This is a genomic window from Kitasatospora sp. NPDC023385 (assembly GCF_055664045.1).
Map to the genome: position 1 here is coordinate 285,236 of NZ_JBVOOL010000007.1, position 17,464 is coordinate 302,699.

A 17,464-nucleotide genomic window follows, 5' to 3' on the forward strand; every position below is an offset into this window, starting at 1 on the left:
CCCGCGTGGCCCTGACCCTCACGGCCCTGCCGCGCCCCGCCTTACGGAGGGCCCTGCCCGCCCTCGCGGACCGGTCCAGCCTGCTGGCCGCGGCCACCGTCCTGCTGGTCTGCGTCCCCACCGGCGAGAAGGACGTCGCGGCGGCCGTCCACATCACCGCCGCCGACCTCGCCTCACTGGCCCTGGTCGCCCTCACCGCGCTCAACCTGCTGCGCGGCCGGCTGCCCGCCGTCGACCGGGCCACCTGCGCGCTGTTCGCCGGGATCGTCGTCGCCGCCGCCGTCGCCACCGTCGGCTCGATCGACCCGGCCACCAGCCTCACCGGCTTCGTCCGGCTCACCCAGGTCTTCGTCCTGGTGCCCGCCGGAGTGCTCTGCTCGCTGCGCGACCGCACCGACCAGCGCCTGGTCCTCGGCTCCTTCGTGCTCGCCGCGCTCATCCAGGGCGTGGTCGGCGCGAACCAGTACCTCACCCGCACCGGCGCCTCCTACACCGGCCAGCCGATCCGGGCCGTCGGCACCTTCGGCGCGCTCGACATCATGGCGATGTCCACCGTCGTCAGCTACGGGCTGCTCGCGGCCCTCGCCCTCGCGCTCGGCGAGCGCGGGCCCGGCGGCGACGCCCGGCTGCGGCGGGCGATGTTCGCCGCGGCCGCCTTCCTCGCCTTCCCGCTCGCCGTCTCCTTCAGCCGCGGCAGCTGGATCGCCACCGGCCTCGCCGCCACCGTGCTGCTGCTGCGCGCCGACGCCCGGCTCGCCGTCCGCAGCGCCGTCCTCGGCCTGGCCGCCGCGGTCGTCGTGGTCGGCGGCCTGGGCCTCGGCGGCTCCGGCGTCACCAAGCGGCTCAGCTCGATCGGCTCCGTCTCCGCCGCCCCCGACCAGTCCGTCTCCGACCGCTACGACCTGTGGGCCACCGCCGGGCGGATCTGGCAGGACCACCCCGTGCACGGCGCCGGGCCCAAGGCCTTCCAGCAACTGCGCGACAGCCACGCCCCGTTGCGGCTCTCCTCCGGCAGCGACGCCGCCGACGCCACCATCGGCTTCCAGCGCGAACCGCTGCTCTCCCCGCACAACATGTACTTCCTGGCCCTCAGCGAGCAGGGCCTGATCGGCATCACCGCCTACGCCGCGCTCTTCCTCGGCCTCCTGCTCGGCTGCCTGCGCCGCTCCCGCGGCCCCGGCCTCGCGGCCCTCGCCCTGCTCACCTGGGTGCTGGTCGACTTCCTGTACGCCGACATCGGCGGCACCACCACCGTGCTGACCTCCGTCGTCCTCGGCCTCGCCGCCCGCGCCGCCGCCGGGGAGGCGGACCGGTGACCACCGACCAGCCGGCCGCCCTGGCCTCCGCCCTCCCGGCGCCGCGCAGCGCCCCCGGCGAGCAGCCGGTCCCCGGAGCCGGCCCGGCCCCCCGGCGGGGCTTCCTCGCCAAGGCGTTCGGCATCACCGCCGGGCTCAGCGCCGCCGGCTCCGGCCTCGGCCTGCTGCGCGACCTGCTGCTGGCCCGCTACTTCGGCGCCAACCAGGGCACCGACGCCTTCCTGGTCGCCTGGACCGTCCCCGAGACGGCCGCACCGCTGCTGATCGAGGACGCCATGTCCTTCCTCATGGTGCCGGCCTTCGCCCTCGCCCTGGTGCTGCGCGAGGAGGACCCGGACGCCCCCGACCCGGTCCGCCAGCTGGTCCGCGCCACCCTGCCCTGGCTGCTGATCGCGCTCAGCGCCCTCGCCCTGGCCGCCGCCCTCGGCGCCCCGCAGCTGGTCGAGCTGCTCGCCCCCGGCCTGCCCGACCCGGACCTGGCCGTCACCTGCACCCGGATCACCGCGATCACCGTGCTGCCCTTCGGCGTGGCCGGCTACCTGGCCGCCGCACTGCGGGCCCACCACCGCTTCACCGCCCCGGCCGGCATCTACGTCGTCCACAACCTCGGCATCCTCGCCGTCCTGCTCGCCCTCCACGCCACCCTCGGCGTGAGCTCCGCCGCCCTCGGCGTCGCGGCCGGCAGCCTGCTGATGGTCGGCCTGCTGGTCGGCCCGTTCCTGCGCCGGCTGCGCCAGGGCCCGTCCGGCGCCGGCCGCGCCCGCCGCTCGCGCCAGGCACTCGTGCTGATGCCGCTCGCACTGCTGCCGGTGGGCGCCTTCACCCTGACCCGCCAGTCGCAGGTCTTCGTCGAGCGCTACCTCGGCTCGGCACTGCCTCCCGGCACCATCTCGCACCTCAACTACGCCGCCAAGGTCTCCCAACTCGCCATGACGGCGGGCATCCTGATCTGCACCGTCACCTTCCCGCTGGTCGCCCGGGCGCTCGCCGCCGGGGACCTCACCGCCGCCCGCGACCGGGTGGAGAAGGACCTCGGCCAGGCGGCGGCCGTCGTCCTGCTCGGCACCGCCTTCCTGATGGCCTGCGCCCCCTCCGTCGTGGCGCTGCTGTTCGAGCGCGGCGCCTTCGGCCCCCGCGACACCGCCGCCACCGCCGACGTCATCCGGGTGTACAGCTTCGGCCTGCCCGCCCAGGCGCTGATCGGCGTGATGATCCGCCCCTACTTCTCGCTGCGCCCGGTGGTCCGCCGGGCCGACGACCCCGGGACCGAGGACGGCGGCCGCCGACTGCTGGACTGGTACCCGGCCGCCGCGATGGTGCTCGGCCTCGGCGTCACCGTCGCCACCGGTCTGCTCGCGACCCCCCGCTTCGGCGCCCTGGGGCTCGCCGCCGGCAACGCGGCCGGCATCACCACCACGGCCGCCCTGCTGCTGCACGGCCTGGTCCTGCGGGGCATCCCGCTGCGGCTGCGCCGGGTGCTCGGCGGCCACGGCCGGCTGGTGGCCGCCGCCGCCGGGGCCACCGTGCTCGGCACCGCCGTCGCCGGCCTGGCCGCCGACCCGCTGCTCTCGACCCTCCTCGGGGGCCTCACCGTCGCGCTGGCCTTCGCCGCCCTCGGCACCGGCCTCGGTGCCCGCGAGGTGCGCGGCCCGGTCCTCGCCGCCGCTCGGGCCCTGAACCCGCCAACCGTCGCCGAAGAAGGGAAGCGTCCCCATGGACAATGAACGGGGAACCGTCCGTTCGGCCCAGGCGGGCGTCGGCCACGCCCCGCCGCACCGGGCACGACTGCCCAGGAGCCGGCACCCGGTCGGCGAACCGCCGATCCCCGGCTCCGCCTCGCCGTGGATCCTGATGTACCACTCGGTGGCGGTCGAGAAGGAGGACCCGTACCGGCTCACCGTCAGCCCCGAGCGGTTCGCCGAGCAGATCGCCTGGCTGCACCGGCGCGGCCAGCGCGGCGTCTCGGTCCGCGAGCTGATGCGGGCCCGCGCCCTCGGCCGGGACGACCGGCTGGTCGGCCTCACCTTCGACGACGGCTACGCCGACTTCGCCCGTTACGCCGTGCCGATCCTCCAGGCGTACGGCTTCACCGCCACCGCGTACGTGGTCGCCGACCTGCTCGGGCAGGACAACGACTGGGACGCCGAGGGTCCGCGCAAGAAGCTGCTCACCGTCCAGGAGGTCACCGAACTCGCCGCCGCCGGCTGGGAGATCGGCTCGCACGGCCTCGGGCACCAGGCGCTGCCCGGCCTGCCGGCCGAGGCCCTGGCGGTGCAGGCCCGGGAGAGCCGGCGCCTGCTGGAGGAGGTCGTCGACGGCCCGGTCACCGGCTTCTGCTACCCGTACGGCGCCGTCGACCTGCCCGCCACCCAGGCCATCCGCGACGCCGGCTACGACTACGCCTGCGCCATCGCGCACTCCTCGCTCACCGGCCGCTTCGCCCTGCCCCGCTGCTACGTCGGCGACCGCGACGGCGCCTGGCGGCTGCGGGCGAAGAAGGGCCGGCACCGCCTGCGCGACGCCGTCACCGAGCTGCGCCGCGCGCGCGGGGAGCGCCGGCCATGAAGGTGCTGCACATCGTCACCGGGCTCGCCGCCGGTGGCGCCGAACGCCAACTCCACCTCATGCTGCGGCACTTGCCCGCACACCAGCGGTGCGAGGTGGTCGCCCTGACCAACCCCGGCACGGTCGCCGCGGCCCTGCGTGCCGACGGCGTGACCGTCCACCACCTCGGCATGCGCGGCAACCGGGACCTCGGCGCCCTGCCCCGGCTGGTCCGGCTGGTCCGGGCCGGCCGCTACGACCTGGTGCACACCCACCTCTACCGGGCGCAGCTGTACGGCCGGCTGGCCGCGCGCCTGGCCGGCGTGCGCGTGGTCGTCTCCACCGAGCACTCGCTGCACGCCGGAGTGATCGAGGGCCGCCCGGTCACCCGGGGCGTCAAGGGCCTCTACCTGGCGGCCGAACGGCTCGGCAGCACCACCGTCGCGGTCTCCCGCCAGGTCGCCCAGACACTGGGCTCCTGGGGAGTCCCGCCGGCCCGGATCGAGTTGATCCCCAACGGCATCGATACCGGCCGCTACCGCCTCCCGCCCGCCGAGCGGGCCGTCACGCGCCGCCGGCTGCGGGCCGAACTCGGCCTGCCGGAGGGCAGCTGGGTGGTCGGCGGGGTGGGCCGGCTGGTCCCCGGCAAGCGCTTCGAGGTGCTGGTGGCGGCGCTCGCCGAACTCGACCCCGCCACCCGGCTGGTGCTGGTCGGCGAGGGCCCCGAACGCGCCGCGCTGGAGCGCCGGGCCGCCGAACTCGGCGTCCGGGAACGGCTGGTGCTCACCGGCGAACGCGATGACGTGCCCGAACTGCTCGCCGCCCTGGACGTGTTCGCCGCGCCGTCCACCGCGGAGACCTTCGGCCTGGGCGTGCTGGAGGGCCTGGCCGCCGGGCTGCCGGTACGGCACAGCGCCTGCCCGGCACTCGACGAACTGCCGCCCAGCGCCGCCCCGCAGGCCCGCCGCATCCCGTCCGAGCCCGCCGCCTACGCCGCCGCGCTGCGCGACCTGCGGCACCTGAGCGACCACATCGCCGACCCGCTGCCGCACCCCCCGGCCGTCGGCCACTACGACATCGCCCGGGTCGCCGCCGACCTGGGCGCCCTCTACGACCGGCTGGCCCGCGCTTGACCGCCCGCCACCGCCGGAACCACCGCCCCACACCCGAGGAGCCCCCATGACCACACCGCGCCGAACCGCCCGCCGCCTGGTCCGCCGCTGGTGGCCGGTGGCGCTCGCGGTGCCGCTGGGCGCCGCGGCCGGCGCCGGGTACGCCGTCGTCTCGCACCCCTCGTACTCCGCCAGCGCCTACGTCCTGGTGGTCCCGCAGAACGCGGGCGAGGCCGCGACCGCGATCAACTTCGCCCAGGCGTACGGGCGGTTGGCGGGCCAGCCGCAGGTGCTCGCGGTGGCGGCCGCCGAGACCGGCCACACCCGGGCCGAACTGGAGTCCCTGGTGCACGGGACGACCTCCCCGGACGCCCCGATGATCGAGATCACCGGCACCGGGACGCGCGCCCAGGAGGCCGCCCAGACCGCAGACGCGGTGGCCGGCTCGCTGGTCGCCTTCGCCAACACCAGCAGCAAGGACACCAACGTCCGATTGGTGACGCTGGCGCCAGCCGCCGCTCCGGACAAGCCGACCACGCCCTCCGCCGAGCTGGACGTCGCGGTCGGCGGCGCCGCCGGGCTGCTGCTCGGCGCGCTGGTGATGATGGCCCGCCGCCGCGACGGGGCCGAATCGCCGGAGGCCGCCGGGACCGCCGTACCCACCGCGCCCCCCGTGCCCGCCGGGACCGCGGACACCGCCGCCGCCCCCGCGCCGGACGCGACCCCCGTGACGCCGCGCCCGCGCAGCGAGGAGCAGCCGGCCAAGGCCGGGACCGGCCCCAAGCCGGACGCCGGGACCGACACGAAGACCGACGCTGTGACCGACGCCGGGACCGAGGCGGGGACCGACGCCGGGACCGACACGAAGGCCGGGCCCGGGACGGCGGGGAAGGCCCCGGCCAAGGAGAGGACACCGGCCAGGGAGAAGGCCCCGGTCAAGGAGAAGACCCCGGCCAAGGAGAAGGCCGCGACCGGGAGCGGCCGATGAGCACCGAGACCCGCCGCGCCGACCTCCCGGCCCAGGCGGCGGCGCCGTCCTGGACCACCGAACTGCGCCGCGAGGACGACGCCCTGGACACCGTCGCCGCGGAGTGGGACGAGCTGGCCGCCCGCTGCCGGACCGCCACCTTCTTCCAGGCCGCCGCCTGGCAGCGCTCCTGGTGGCGCCAGTACGGCCGCCCCGGCGCCCTGCTCGTGGTGCTGGTCCGCCGGGACGGCCGGCTGGTCGGCGCGGGCGCCTTCATGCGCCGCGGCGGCCCGCTCGGCGGTCTGACCGGACTCGGTGCCGGGCTGGTCGACTACACCGACGTCCTGCTCGACGACGAGTGCGCCGACCAGGCCGCCGCCGAGTTCGCCGCCGCCCTCCCGCTCACCCGCCCCTGGCACTCGCTGGAACTGCGCGAGGTGCACCCCGAGGCGGCGGCGCAGCGGGTGTACGAGCACTGGCGCGGCAGCCGCCGCCGCTTCCAGGACTCGCTCTGCCAGTACCTGCCGGCCGTCCCGATGGAGCGGCTGCTCAAGCGGGTGCCCGGCAAGACCGCCCAGCGCAGCCGGGTGAAGCTGCGCAAGATCGCCGAGGCCGGGGTGCAGGTCCGCTCGACCCCGCCGGCGGAGGTGCCGCAGGCGGTGGAGGGGCTGCTGCGGCTGCACTTCCTGCAGTGGCAGGATCGCGGGGTCACCCCTGAGCACCGCACCGAGCGGTTCGCCCGGCACCTGACCGAGTCCACCACCGCCCTGGTCGCCACCGGGAAGGCCGCCGTCCACCAGTTCCACCTGGACGGCCAGCTGGTCGCGGTCAACCTGCTGCTGCTCTGCCCGTCGTTCGGCGGGCTGTACATGTACGGCGCCCACCCGGTGCTGCGCGAGCGGCTGGACATCGCCGGGCTGCTGTTCGGCGCGGCGCTGGACGAGACGGTCGGCGCGGGCATCCCGCTGCTCGGCCTGCTGCGCGGCCAGGAGCCCTACAAGCAGCGCTGGCGGCCGGACCGGCTGCCCAACCAGCGCCTGCTGCTGGGGCCTGCGGGCGCGGCGCCGGCGGCGGCCGTCCGGGCCGGGGCGGTGCTCGCCCGGCAGGCGGCGGCGCACCAGCTGCGCACCCGCTTCCCCCGGCTGAAGGAGGCGCTGCTGGCCCGCCGCCGCGGCTGACCGCTCAGCGCCGGGCCGGGGTCCGACCGGCCGACGGGCTCGCGGCCGGGCCCGGTGCCGGACTCGGCGTCGCGCTCGCCGTCGTAGCCGCCGTCGCGCTCGGCAGGGCGGGGGCGCTCGGTGCGGAGGGCGCCGCGGGCGGGGTCGGGAGGGCCGGGGCGGTGGGGGCCGGGGGCGCCGTCGGCACCGCCGTCGGCGCCCCCTTCGACCCGGACATCAGCTGCTTGAACCGGGCCGCCGAGCGCGGGTTGTTGCCGCACTGGAAGAAGCCGTGCGGGCAGTAGTCGGTGACGGTCTGGTAGACGGTGTCGTGGGTGCGCATCCAGCCGACCATCCGCTGCACGAACTCGGGGTTGTCGCCGTTGCGGAACAGCCCCCACTCCGGGTAGGAGACCGGCTTGCCGTGTCTGGCGGCGAACTCCACCTGGTCCTGGAGGCCGTACGGCTCGCGCACGTAGTCGTCGAAGGTGCTCCCGGCGGGCTGGTCGTAGCTGTCCATGCCCATGATGTCGACCACGTCGTCGCCGGGGTAGCACTTGGTCCACGGGATCGCGTCCAGGCCCCGGTTGGGGACGAAGTCGAAGCGGAACCGCTGCCCGGGCACCGAGCGCATCACGCCGACGATCCGCCGCCAGTACGCCTTCCACGCGGAGGGGTCGGGCTTGCAGCGGTGGGTGTAGGTGGTGCCGTTCATCTCCCAGCCGGGGGTGAGCACGGTGTCCGCGCCGCCCAGGGCGACCAGCCGGCGGGCGAGCTTGAGGAAGTGGCCGTCGAAGTCCCCCCGCGCGCCCTGGGCGAGCAGCTTGGCCACCTCGCCGTCCGGCACGTTCGCCTCGTTGGGCACCAGCATCGGCACGCCGAGCACGAGCAGCCGGGCCGGATCGGCCAGCCGCCACTGCGACCACAGGCCGAGCACCACCGGGTCGCCCTCGATGTCGGCCCAGCCGTTGCCCGCCAGGTAGGTGTGGCCGACCTGCAGGTTGGCGTCGCCGAGCCACTGCGCGTACCGGGTGATCTGCGGGATGTAGGTGTCCCAGGAGCCGACGAAGGCGCCGAACGGCGGTTCGTGCTCCGGCCGCTGGACCGGCGGGCGGGGGGCGGTGCCGCGCGGGGCGAAGGCGTCCGAGGAGAGGGTGTGCCGTTCGGTCTGGCTGAGCGGCGTCCCGGCCGGGACGCTGGCCGTGGCCATCAGCAGCAGGGCGGCGGCGGCCAGCGTCAGGCGGCCGATTCGCATGGTCTCTCCTCCGGACGTCGCGGGAGCGGGGCGCCCGGTCCCGGCGTGGACGGACCGTGGCACCCCGCTCGCCGACAGTAGGACCGGCGGGGAGCAGAAAAGCCGAATGTCACCCTAAAGTGGGCGGTATTCGAACGCCGTATGCCGCAACGGCGGCCGGGCCGCCGTCATGTATCAGCTCTGTAACGGTCCGGCCGGGCCCGTACGACCCGCTCCGGGACGCGTCGCGGAACGGCCGGGGAGCCGATGACGCAGGTGGGCGGGCGGGCGTACGGGCGGGGCGCGCGGCCCCGGACGTGCGGCCGACGGCCCGCCCGGGCGGCGGAACCGGGCTGACTCGCGCGCCCGGTGAAAGGTACGCTCCGGCCGTGTCCCGGAAGCCGATGCGTGTACTGACCCCCCGCTCGATCCTGCCTGCCCTGGCGGTGATGCTGGTCCTTGCGGCCGGAGCGGCGGCACACGCGAACAAGCCGGTGCCGTTCGGCGACCGGGTGGCGGGACCGGGCGACGCCGAGGCGACACCGGTGAACTCAGAGTCGCTCAGCGCGGCCGACCTGGACTTCCGGGTGGGCCCGGGCCTGGAGGCCTTCCACAAGCGGACCGGCGAGCAGGCCTGGTCGTACCGCCGCGAGGGCGCCGAGGCGCTCTCCCTGGCGATGGCCGGGGACAGCGCGATCGTGGTCTGGGACGACGGCATGGTCACCTCGGTGCGCCCCGGCGACCACGAGGTGCGCTGGCACCGCGCGGTGCCCGGCCTGGCGGACTGGCTGCGCGGCGACGGCGAGCCCGGCGCCGACAAGCGGACCGACGCCCAGCGCAAGCAGCTCGCCAAGCAGCGGGCCGCGGCCGCGCTGCACACCGTCCAGCGGGACGGCTCGCCCTGGCTGGCCCTGGTGACGCCCAACCTGACCATGGGCCTGCGCGACGCCGACGGCGACCTGCGCTACAACGACCGGCCCGCCAACGGCTGCGTCTACGACCCGCTGCGCGCCGTGCACACGGACTACGCCGTGCTCATCCCGCGCACCTGCACCAACAGCAGCGGGCAGGCCGTCTCCGGCGGCATCACCGGCTACCGGCTGGACAGCAGCGGCTGGGCGATGAGTACCGGCCCGGCCGCGACCGTCAAGGCGCTGGACCGCAGCCGGGTGGAGATCACCGACGGCCCGATCGTCCCGCCCCGGGTGTTCGACACCAAGGCGGCCGCGCCCGAGACGGCCTGCGGCAGCCTCGACACGCCCTTCGCCGCGGTCCGGCCGCAGGGCGGCTGTACGGACCCGTCGGCGCCCCCGGCCGCGGACGCCCCGGCTGCTCCGGTGAACCCGCCGGCCCAGGACGCCACCGACGCCCCGGCCGCTCCCGCGGGGGACCAGCCGGCCGCGCAGCAGCCGTAGGAGCAGGCGACCGGGCGATCTGGCGGTCCGTCGGGCGGGCGGGTAGCCCCGGGGCGGTCGTCCCCCCCGGGGCGTTTCGCGCGGCCCGGTAGACTTGCCGCCATGGCTATCTTCTCCGGGCAATAGCGGGCGGCGGCGCTCGTACGTGCCGCGCCGACCGTCGATGAAGCCCCGTCCCGTCCGCCCGCCCACGTCCCAGGAGTAGTTCCCAGCCATGATTTCCGCCAACGCCCTCGAGCTGCGCGCCGGTGCCCGGATCCTGATCGAGTCCGCGAGCTTCAAGGTCGCCTCCGGCGACCGGATCGGCCTGGTCGGGCGCAACGGTGCCGGCAAGACCACCCTCACCAAGGTGCTGGCCGGCGAGGGACTGCCCGCCTCCGGGACCGTCACCCGCTCCGGCGAGGTCGGCTACCTGCCGCAGGACCCGCGCACCGGTGACCTGGACGTCCTCGCCAAGGACCGCATCCTCTCCGCCCGCGGCCTCGACACCGTGCTGAAGAAGATGCGCGAGAACGAGGACCGGATGGCCAACGGCAAGGGCTCAACCCGGGACAACGCGATGAAGAAGTACGCCCGGCTGGAGACCGAGTTCCTCACCAAGGGCGGGTACGCCGCCGAGGCCGAGGCCGCCACCATCGCCGCCGCGCTGGGCCTGCCGGACCGCATCCTGAACCAGGAGCTGCACACCCTCTCCGGTGGTCAGCGCCGCCGCGTCGAGCTGGCCCGGATCCTGTTCTCGGACTCCGACGTGCTGCTGCTCGACGAGCCCACCAACCACCTGGACGCCGACTCGATCGTCTGGCTGCGGGACTTCCTGAAGACCTACAAGGGCGGCTTCATCGTCATCTCGCACGACGTCGACCTGGTCGAGACGGTCGTCAACAAGGTCTTCTACCTGGACGCGAACCGCTCCGCGATCGACGTCTACAACATGGGCTGGAAGCAGTACCAGCAGCAGCGCGAGGACGACGAGAAGCGCCGCAAGCGCGAGCGGGCCAACGCCGAGAAGAAGGCCGCGACCCTCAACGCCCAGGCCGACAAGATGCGCGCCAAGGCGACCAAGACGGTGGCCGCGCAGAACATGGCCCGCCGCGCCGACAAGCTGCTGTCCGGTCTGGACCAGGTGCGCCAGAACGACAAGGTCGCCAAGCTGCGCTTCCCGGACCCGGCCCCGTGCGGCAAGACCCCGCTCACGGCCAGCGGGCTCTCCAAGTCCTACGGTTCGCTGGAGATCTTCACCGACGTCGGCCTGGCCATCGACCGCGGTTCGCGGGTCGTGATCCTCGGGTTCAACGGCGCCGGCAAGACCACCCTGCTGCGGATGCTGGCCGGGGTGGAGCAGCCGGACACCGGTGAGGTGATCCCGGGCCACGGCCTGAAGATCGGCTACTACGCCCAGGAGCACGAGACGCTGGACCCGGACCGCACGGTGCTGGAGAACATGCGCTCCGCGGCACCGGACACGGACCTGGTGCAGATCCGCAAGATCCTCGGCTCCTTCCTGTTCTCCGGTGACGACGTCGACAAGCCGGCGGGGGTCCTCTCCGGTGGTGAGAAGACGCGGCTCGCGCTGGCGTCGCTGGTGGTCTCCAGCGCCAACGTGCTGCTGCTCGACGAGCCCACGAACAACCTCGACCCGGCGAGCCGCGAGGAGATCCTGGGCGCGCTGCGCGAGTTCTCCGGCGCGGTCGTGCTGGTCACCCACGACGAGGGCGCGGTCGACGCGCTCCAGCCGGAGCGCATCATCCTGCTGCCGGACGGCGTGGAGGACCTCTGGAGCCCGGCCTACGCCGACCTGGTCTCGCTGGCCTGACCGGGAGTAGACGCGGCATCCGCTTTTCGGACCAGAAAACCTAGTCCTTACGGCGTGTCCGGGAATGAAGTAGACCCGGATTCCGTTTAAGGACTTCCTGTCGGCCCGCCACTCGATCGTGGTCGGGCCGACACTGCTGATCAGCCAATTCACGGCACATGGCGTAATCCACCCGGGGGCGTGCACTCTGCGTGAGCGCCCTGATGCGTTCGGATCACCACCGCAGGACCACGCATTTCCGGCATCGACCTTGTCGAATGGGTGGCCAGGAGGCGGTGGATGGGTGATCATGGGAATCTGACCGAGCAACGCTATGAGGAGGCACGGGTGGCCGAGACTCTGAAAAAGGGCAGCCGGGTGACCGGTGCCGCGCGTGAGAAGCTCGCGGCCGATCTCAAGAAGAAGTACGACTCCGGGGCGAGCATTCGAGCTCTCGCGGAGGAGACCGGTCGTTCGTATGGCTTTGTGCACCGGATGCTGAGCGAGTCCGGAGTGATCCTCCGGGGCCGCGGTGGTGCCACGCGCGGCAAGAACAAGGCGACTGCCGGGGCCGGTTCCTGACGGATCGTCAGCCAGTGGCCGGATGACGCGGCGGCAGGGCGCCGACCGAGGTGACGACAGCTGACCGTCGGCTGGCCGTCCGCCCTCGGGTCGTGTGAACCGGCCGCCGATCGTCATGTCCGGGGTGTCGCCGCCCCCGTCGATTCCGTGTCCGTGCGTGCCGGCGCGGCCCGCCGATCTTTCCTGGTCGGCCCCTGCCCCCGCACGCCCAGGTTTGTTACTCTCCGGTAGCCACGTCCCTCGCCACCGGAGGTTCCCCGCATGACCGCTCCCGCCACCGACCCGCAGGCCCCGAGCTGGGAGCGGGACGGCGTCCGCCTGGAGATCGAAGGCGAACTCGCCGTCGTCACCCTCTGTCAGCCCAAGCGGCGCAACGCCCAGTCGCCCGCGCTCTGGCGCGCCCTCGCCGCGGCCGGCCGCGAGCTGCCCGGCAGCGTCCGGGCCGTCCTGCTGCGCGCGGAGGGCGTCTCCTTCTCGGCCGGGCTGGACCGGGCCATGTTCACCGCCGAGGGCATCCCCGGCGAGCCCACCTTCCTCCAGCTCGCCGCCGCGAGCGACAAGGAACTGGACGACGCCATCGCCTCGTACCAGGAGGCCTTCACCTGGTGGCGCCGCCCGGACCTGGTCTCCGTCGCCGCCGTCCAGGGCCACGCCGTCGGCGCGGGCTTCCAGCTGGCGCTCGGCTGCGACCTGCGGGTGGTCGCCGAGGACGTCCAGTTCGCGATGAAGGAGACCTCGCTCGGCCTCGTCCCGGACCTGGCCGGCACCAAGCCGCTCACCGAACTCGTCGGCTACGCCCGGGCGCTGGAGATCTGCGCCACCGGCCGCTGGGTCGGCGCCGAGGAGGCCGCCACGATCGGGCTGGCCAATCTGGCCGTGCCCGGGGCGGAGCTGGACGCCGCCGCCCGTGACCTCGTGGCGGCCCTGCTGGCCGCTCCGCGCGGCGCCGTGATCGAGACCAAGGCCCTGCTGCAGGGGGCCTCCGGACGCTCCTTCGAGGAGCAGCGTTCGGCCGAACGGGCCGCACAGGCCCGTCGGCTGCGGGAACTCGCCGGGATCGGCGACTGACACCCGCCTTCGGCCGGCCTCGCTTCGACGGAAGGCCCGGCCCCCGGGGAGAACCCGGGGGCCGGGCCTCCGGCGTTTCCGGGGCGCGCCGGGAACGCGTCGGGGGTGCGCCGGCGGAGCCGGGCGGCGGGCGTCGCTCGGCGGGCGGGACACGTGGCGAAATGCCAGAGTTGGGGAGGTTTGCGATATAGCTGGAGCCGTACGACGGGAGATACGCCCATGCCTGACACTCCGACGCCCGCGACCCTGCACAAACCCGGCGGCACCCCGACCCCCGGTCCGCCGCACGGCGCCCCCGGTGGGGGCCGGCCGGTCGGCGAGCGCGGCCGCACGGCGCTGGCCGTCGGCGTGGTGGAGAAGATCGCCGGGATGGCGGCCCGCGAGGTCGCCGGCATCCACGCGCTGGGCTCCGGGCTGGCCCGGACCTTCGGCGCCATGCGGGACCGGGTGCCCGGCGGCAAGGCCAGCGTCGGGCGGGGCATCAAGGCCGAGGTCGGCGAGAAGCAGACCGCGATCGACATCGCCCTGGTGGTCGAGTACGGCGTGGTCATTCCCGAACTCGCCCGCCAGGTACGGGAGAACATCATCCACGCCGTCGAGCGGATGACCGGCCTCGAAGTCGTCGAGGTCAACATCGCGGTCAACGACGTCCACCTCCCGGACGAACCGGAGTTCGAGGAGGAAGAGGAGCCGGTGCCGACGTCGGGACAGCGGCCCAAGCTCAAGTAGGGCCCCGGCGGCGGGTGCCGGGCGGGCGGAGACAGGACACGAGGCAGCGCGGAACGAGGGAGTAGCGGATGAACCTGGCCATCGTCGGCCTGGTGGTGGGCATGGCCCTCGGCTTCGCCGGATACTTCGGGGGGTTCGCGGCGTTCCTGCTGGTGGCCGCGCTCGGGCTGGTCGGCTTCGTGGCCGGGCGCCTGCTGGAGGGCGACATCGAACTGGGAGAGCTCGGGGACCTGCTGCGCGGCCGCGACCGGCGCCGCTGATGGCGGCCCCCGTTCCCGCCCCCCTCTCCGCCTCCGCCCCCGCCGCCGTTCCGGGGCGCCGGGGGCGGCTGCGGGTCGCCGACCGGGTGTACGCCCGGATCGCCGCCCGGGCCGCCCGGGAGGCCCTGGCCGAGGCCTGGCCCGCCGGGCGGGTGGAGGGGGCGCCGCCGCACGTCTCGGTGGCCGTACCGGGCAGCACGGTGACGGTCCGGGTCGCGGTCGAGCTGCCGTTCCCGTCCGATGTCGCGGCGCTGGCCCGGGCGGTCCGGGACCGGATCGCGGCACAGGTGGTGGGGCTGACCGGGACGAGGGTGTCGGACGTGGTGATCGTGGTCGAGAAACTGGTGCCGGGGGGAGCCGCGTGAGTACCGAGGACCTCGACGAGGCCGCCGGGGCGGGAACGGCGGCGGTAAGGGCACGGCGGCTGCGGGCACCGAGGACGGCGGCCGCGGCGCTGGTGGCGACCGGGGTGCTGGTCGTGGCGGGGGCGCTGCTGTACGACGTGATCGCGGTACGGGTCGGGCAGCCGGCGCGGCGGTGGCGGGCACAGATCGTGGACGAACTGGCCACCCGGCACCTCGACGACCTGTGGGTGCTGGTGGGCGCGGGGGTGGCGACGCTGCTGGGCGGCTGGCTGCTGTGGCTGGCGATCGCGCCGGGGCAGCGGCGCTGGCTGGCGCTGCGGCCGTACGGGGGCACCGCCGCGGCCATCGACCGGGCCGGGATCGGGCACCTGCTGACGGACCGGGCGGCGGGGCTCGACGGGATCGACCGCCTGCGGATCCGCGTCCGGCGGCGGGTCCGGGTGTCGCTGGTCGGGCCGGCGGATCCGGCGGCGGTGCAGCGGCAGCTGCGGGACGAGCTGGAGCGGGTGGGGCTGGCCCGGCCGCTGCGGCTGGACGTGCGGGCGGCGGGCGGCCGGGGGACGGGCGGCCGGGCGGCGGCTGGGAGCGCGGGGGCGGGGATCGAGGAGAGCGCCGGGCCGGGGACGGGAGTGACGGGGTGAGGCGGGCGGTCGTCAACCGGGTGCTGCTGGGGGCGGTGGGGCTGGTGCTGCTGGCGGTCGGGGTGCTGGTGCTGGCGGGCGGACTGGACCTGTACCGGCGGGTGGGCGCGCATCCGCCGGGCTGGTGGCCGCTCAGTTCCCCGGACCGGCCGGTGGTGAGTACGCGGACGCGCGGGCGGTGGGTGTCGTCGGCGTGGTGGTGGCCGACGGTGATCGGCGGCCTGGCCGTGCTGGTGGCGGGGACGGCGTGGTGGCTGGTGGCGCAGCTGCGGCGGGCCGGGCTGCCGGGCATCACGGTGCCGACGCCGGGGGTGGGCGGGCTCCGACTGCGGGTCGGTGCGCGGGCGTTGGAGGAGGCGCTGGAGACCGGGACGGCGGTGCTGCCGGAGGTCGAGCGGGCGGGGGTGCGACTGGTGCGGGCGCCGGGGCATCCACGGTTGCGCGGGGCGGTGCGGCTGACGCCGGGCGGCGACCCGGCGGCGCTGGTGGCGCACTTCGAGGACGGGCCCCGGACGGACGCGCTCCGCAGCCTGGGGCTGCCGGAGCTGCCCGCGGACCTGCGGATCCGGGTGCTGCAGGCCGCCCCCGCCGAGCCGCGGCAGCGGCGGGCCCGGCGGCGGAGGCGACCCAGGGTGGAGTAGCAGGCCGGGGCGACGGTCAGAGGGTGCGCAGGGCGCCGCCGTCGACGGGGACCATGACCCCGGTCAGGTAGGAGGCGGCGGGGGACAGCAGGAAGGCGGCGACCTTGCCGAACTCCTCGGGGGTGCCGTACCGGCCGAGCGGGATGTCGGCGGCGGCCTGGGCGCGGGCGGCCGCCGGGTCGGCGGCGAGGGAGTCGAGCTCGCGGACCCGGTCGGTGTCGATCCGGGCGGGGAGCAGGCCGACCACCCGGATGCCGCGGGGGCCGAGCTCGTCGGCGAGGGCCTTGGCGGCCATCGCCAGGCCCGGGCGCAGGCCGTTGGAGATGCCGAGGCCCGGGATCGGCTGGCGGACCGAGCTGGACAGCACGAAGCCGATCACGCCGCCCTCGGAGAGCACGGCGGCGGTGGCGCGGGCGAGGCGCAGCGCGCCGAGGAAGACGGACTCGAAGGCGTCCCGCCAGGCCTCCTCGGGGGTCGTCGAGACGGGGCCGGCCTGGGGGCCGCCGACGCTGATCAGGATGCCGTCGAGACGGCCGAAACGGTGCCGGGCCTCGGTGACGAGGCGCTCGGCGGTGTCGGGGTCGGCGTTGTCGGCGACGAGGCCGCAGGCGGTGCCGAGGGTGTCGAGTTCGGCGACGGCGGCGTCGACGCCCTGCTGGGTGCGGCCGCTGACGAGGACGCGGGCGCCGTCGGCGGCGAGTTCGCGGGCGGCGGCGAGGCCGAGGCCCCGGGTGGCGCCGGTGACGATGTAGGCCTGGTCTTTCAGTCCGAGATCCATGGGGACATAGTGCCGGGTGGGCGGGCGGCGGGCGCCGGGGGTGGGGGCTGGCGTTGACGTCGGGGGGAAGGTTTACGGTCGGTACCGGCTGTACGGGAGGAGCGGTTCGGCATGCGGATCGGGGAGTTGGCGGAACGGGCGGGGACGACCACGCGGGCGTTGCGGTACTACGAGCAGTTGGGGCTGTTGCCGGCCCGGCGGGCGGGCAACGGGTACCGGGCGTACGACGAGGCGGACCTGCGGCTGCTGCGCGAGATCCGGATGCTGCAGGACTTCGGGTTCGAGCTGGAGGAGACCCGGCCGTTCGTGGAGTGCCTGCGGGCGGGGCACCCGGAGGGGGACTCCTGCCAGGCCTCGCTGGAGGTGTACGAGCGCAAGCTCGCGGAACTGGACGACTGCATCACCCGGCTGCAAGCCGTCCGGGCGCAGGTGTCGGGACAGTTCGAGCGGGCGGTGCGGGCGCGGGACGAGCTCGCGACCTCCGAGCAGCCGCCACGGTGTGAACTGACGAAGGAGTAGACGATGGTGGAGATCGCGGGTGTGCCGGCGGTGACGGACGAGACGTTCGCCGCGGAGGTGCTGGCGGCGGAGGGGCCCGTGCTGGTCGACTTCACGGCGGACTGGTGCCCGCCGTGCCGGATGATGGCGCCGGTGCTGGCGGACATCGCCCGGGAGGAGGCGCACCGGTTGCGGGTGGTGAGCGTGGACGTGGACCGCAATCCGCAGACGCAGGCGGCGTACGGGGTGCTGTCGATGCCGACGCTGATGGTGTTCCGGGGTGGCCTGCCGGTGCGGTCGGTGGTCGGGGCGCGCGCCAAGGCGCGGCTGCTGCGGGAGCTGGAGGACGTGCTCTGAGGCTCTCG

General features: G+C 75.2%; 19 protein-coding genes. 17 read left to right on the forward strand and 2 right to left on the reverse strand.

The window, feature by feature from the left end:
* Positions 1-5: 5 nt before the first annotated feature.
* Genes AC0B61_RS14540 through AC0B61_RS14565 form a run of 6 tightly spaced genes read left to right on the forward strand, consistent with a single transcriptional unit; the run spans position 6 to position 7,117 of the window.
* Entirely contained in the window at positions 6-1,316 is a 1,311-nt protein-coding gene (locus tag AC0B61_RS14540; RefSeq protein WP_471740990.1) for an O-antigen ligase family protein, read from the forward strand.
* Complete coding sequence (murJ, locus tag AC0B61_RS14545; protein ID WP_471740991.1) at positions 1,313-3,040, forward strand: murein biosynthesis integral membrane protein MurJ; 1,728 nt, start codon at positions 1,313-1,315, stop codon at positions 3,038-3,040. The genes AC0B61_RS14540 and murJ overlap by 4 nt, the downstream gene beginning before the upstream one ends.
* Positions 3,030-3,881 carry a polysaccharide deacetylase family protein gene (locus tag AC0B61_RS14550; RefSeq protein WP_471740992.1) on the forward strand — a complete coding sequence of 284 codons (852 nt, stop codon included), beginning with the start codon at positions 3,030-3,032 and terminating at the stop codon, positions 3,879-3,881. The genes murJ and AC0B61_RS14550 overlap by 11 nt, the downstream gene beginning before the upstream one ends.
* Positions 3,878-4,993: a glycosyltransferase gene (locus AC0B61_RS14555; protein WP_471740993.1), complete on the forward strand. Its 1,116-nt coding sequence runs from the start codon at positions 3,878-3,880 to the stop codon at positions 4,991-4,993. The genes AC0B61_RS14550 and AC0B61_RS14555 overlap by 4 nt, the downstream gene beginning before the upstream one ends.
* A 46-nt stretch (positions 4,994-5,039) precedes the next feature.
* Positions 5,040-5,960 (forward strand): Wzz/FepE/Etk N-terminal domain-containing protein, encoded by a 921-nt coding sequence (locus tag AC0B61_RS14560; protein WP_471740994.1) that lies wholly within the window; start codon positions 5,040-5,042, stop codon positions 5,958-5,960.
* A complete protein-coding gene (locus AC0B61_RS14565; protein ID WP_471740995.1) occupies positions 5,957-7,117 on the forward strand; it encodes a GNAT family N-acetyltransferase in 1,161 nt (386 codons plus the stop codon). The genes AC0B61_RS14560 and AC0B61_RS14565 overlap by 4 nt, the downstream gene beginning before the upstream one ends.
* Positions 7,118-7,121: 4 nt before the next feature.
* Here AC0B61_RS14565 and AC0B61_RS14570 read toward each other — a convergent pair whose 3' ends face one another.
* Complete coding sequence (locus tag AC0B61_RS14570; RefSeq protein ID WP_471740996.1) at positions 7,122-8,351, reverse strand: glycoside hydrolase family 26 protein; 1,230 nt, start codon at positions 8,349-8,351, stop codon at positions 7,122-7,124.
* Between the two features lie 368 nt (positions 8,352-8,719).
* Between AC0B61_RS14570 and AC0B61_RS14575 the strand changes: the two genes are divergently transcribed.
* The 9 genes from AC0B61_RS14575 (at position 8,720) to AC0B61_RS14615 (ending at position 15,823) form a co-directional block, all read left to right on the forward strand.
* On the forward strand, positions 8,720-9,745 hold the full coding sequence (locus tag AC0B61_RS14575) for a hypothetical protein (protein ID WP_471740997.1): 1,026 nt from the start codon (positions 8,720-8,722) through the stop codon (positions 9,743-9,745).
* A gap of 214 nt (positions 9,746-9,959) precedes the next feature.
* Positions 9,960-11,558: an ABC-F family ATP-binding cassette domain-containing protein gene (locus AC0B61_RS14580; RefSeq protein WP_471740998.1), complete on the forward strand. Its 1,599-nt coding sequence runs from the start codon at positions 9,960-9,962 to the stop codon at positions 11,556-11,558.
* A gap of 327 nt (positions 11,559-11,885) precedes the next feature.
* The gene (locus tag AC0B61_RS14585; protein ID WP_030059940.1) at positions 11,886-12,119 is read left to right on the forward strand and encodes a helix-turn-helix domain-containing protein; all 234 of its coding nucleotides are present in this window, start codon (positions 11,886-11,888) and stop codon (positions 12,117-12,119) included.
* Positions 12,120-12,380: 261 nt separating this feature from the next.
* Positions 12,381-13,187: an enoyl-CoA hydratase/isomerase family protein gene (locus AC0B61_RS14590; RefSeq protein ID WP_471740999.1), complete on the forward strand. Its 807-nt coding sequence runs from the start codon at positions 12,381-12,383 to the stop codon at positions 13,185-13,187.
* Between the two features lie 219 nt (positions 13,188-13,406).
* On the forward strand, positions 13,407-13,916 hold the full coding sequence (locus AC0B61_RS14595) for an Asp23/Gls24 family envelope stress response protein (RefSeq protein WP_471741000.1): 510 nt from the start codon (positions 13,407-13,409) through the stop codon (positions 13,914-13,916).
* 68 nt (positions 13,917-13,984) lie between these two features.
* A complete protein-coding gene (locus AC0B61_RS14600) occupies positions 13,985-14,176 on the forward strand; it encodes a hypothetical protein (RefSeq protein WP_030242122.1) in 192 nt (63 codons plus the stop codon).
* On the forward strand, positions 14,176-14,541 hold the full coding sequence (locus AC0B61_RS14605) for a hypothetical protein (protein WP_471741001.1): 366 nt from the start codon (positions 14,176-14,178) through the stop codon (positions 14,539-14,541). Before AC0B61_RS14600 ends, AC0B61_RS14605 begins: the two co-directional genes overlap by 1 nt.
* Complete coding sequence (locus AC0B61_RS14610) at positions 14,538-15,182, forward strand: DUF6286 domain-containing protein (RefSeq protein WP_471741002.1); 645 nt, start codon at positions 14,538-14,540, stop codon at positions 15,180-15,182. Before AC0B61_RS14605 ends, AC0B61_RS14610 begins: the two co-directional genes overlap by 4 nt.
* Positions 15,179-15,823 (forward strand): Asp23/Gls24 family envelope stress response protein, encoded by a 645-nt coding sequence (locus AC0B61_RS14615; RefSeq protein ID WP_471741003.1) that lies wholly within the window; start codon positions 15,179-15,181, stop codon positions 15,821-15,823. Before AC0B61_RS14610 ends, AC0B61_RS14615 begins: the two co-directional genes overlap by 4 nt.
* A 16-nt stretch (positions 15,824-15,839) precedes the next feature.
* Here AC0B61_RS14615 and AC0B61_RS14620 read toward each other — a convergent pair whose 3' ends face one another.
* The gene (locus tag AC0B61_RS14620; protein WP_471741004.1) at positions 15,840-16,601 is read right to left on the reverse strand and encodes an SDR family oxidoreductase; all 762 of its coding nucleotides are present in this window, start codon (positions 16,599-16,601) and stop codon (positions 15,840-15,842) included.
* Between the two features lie 111 nt (positions 16,602-16,712).
* Between AC0B61_RS14620 and AC0B61_RS14625 the strand changes: the two genes are divergently transcribed.
* Together AC0B61_RS14625 and trxA are read left to right on the forward strand one after the other, a co-directional pair.
* Positions 16,713-17,120 (forward strand): MerR family transcriptional regulator, encoded by a 408-nt coding sequence (locus tag AC0B61_RS14625; RefSeq protein ID WP_471741005.1) that lies wholly within the window; start codon positions 16,713-16,715, stop codon positions 17,118-17,120.
* Between the two features lie 3 nt (positions 17,121-17,123).
* On the forward strand, positions 17,124-17,456 hold the full coding sequence (gene trxA / locus AC0B61_RS14630) for a thioredoxin (RefSeq protein ID WP_471741006.1): 333 nt from the start codon (positions 17,124-17,126) through the stop codon (positions 17,454-17,456).
* The last annotated feature ends 8 nt before the right edge of the window (positions 17,457-17,464 follow it).

What these genes read in the sequence shown, in the direction of transcription:
- AC0B61_RS14600 (WP_030242122.1), top strand. Translation starts at nt 13,985, where the DNA reads ATGAACCTGGCCATCGTCGGCCTGGTGGTGGGCATGGCCCTCGGCTTC.
- AC0B61_RS14565 (WP_471740995.1), top strand. Translation starts at nt 5,957, where the DNA reads ATGAGCACCGAGACCCGCCGCGCCGACCTCCCGGCCCAGGCGGCGGCG.
- AC0B61_RS14620 (WP_471741004.1), bottom strand. Translation starts at nt 16,601, where the DNA reads ATGGATCTCGGACTGAAAGACCAGGCCTACATCGTCACCGGCGCCACC.
- AC0B61_RS14550 (WP_471740992.1), top strand. Translation starts at nt 3,030, where the DNA reads ATGGACAATGAACGGGGAACCGTCCGTTCGGCCCAGGCGGGCGTCGGC.
- AC0B61_RS14560 (WP_471740994.1), top strand. Translation starts at nt 5,040, where the DNA reads ATGACCACACCGCGCCGAACCGCCCGCCGCCTGGTCCGCCGCTGGTGG.
- AC0B61_RS14625 (WP_471741005.1), top strand. Translation starts at nt 16,713, where the DNA reads ATGCGGATCGGGGAGTTGGCGGAACGGGCGGGGACGACCACGCGGGCG.
- AC0B61_RS14580 (WP_471740998.1), top strand. Translation starts at nt 9,960, where the DNA reads ATGATTTCCGCCAACGCCCTCGAGCTGCGCGCCGGTGCCCGGATCCTG.
- trxA (WP_471741006.1), top strand. Translation starts at nt 17,124, where the DNA reads ATGGTGGAGATCGCGGGTGTGCCGGCGGTGACGGACGAGACGTTCGCC.
- AC0B61_RS14590 (WP_471740999.1), top strand. Translation starts at nt 12,381, where the DNA reads ATGACCGCTCCCGCCACCGACCCGCAGGCCCCGAGCTGGGAGCGGGAC.
- AC0B61_RS14570 (WP_471740996.1), bottom strand. Translation starts at nt 8,351, where the DNA reads ATGCGAATCGGCCGCCTGACGCTGGCCGCCGCCGCCCTGCTGCTGATG.
- AC0B61_RS14595 (WP_471741000.1), top strand. Translation starts at nt 13,407, where the DNA reads ATGCCTGACACTCCGACGCCCGCGACCCTGCACAAACCCGGCGGCACC.
- AC0B61_RS14605 (WP_471741001.1), top strand. Translation starts at nt 14,176, where the DNA reads ATGGCGGCCCCCGTTCCCGCCCCCCTCTCCGCCTCCGCCCCCGCCGCC.
- AC0B61_RS14555 (WP_471740993.1), top strand. Translation starts at nt 3,878, where the DNA reads ATGAAGGTGCTGCACATCGTCACCGGGCTCGCCGCCGGTGGCGCCGAA.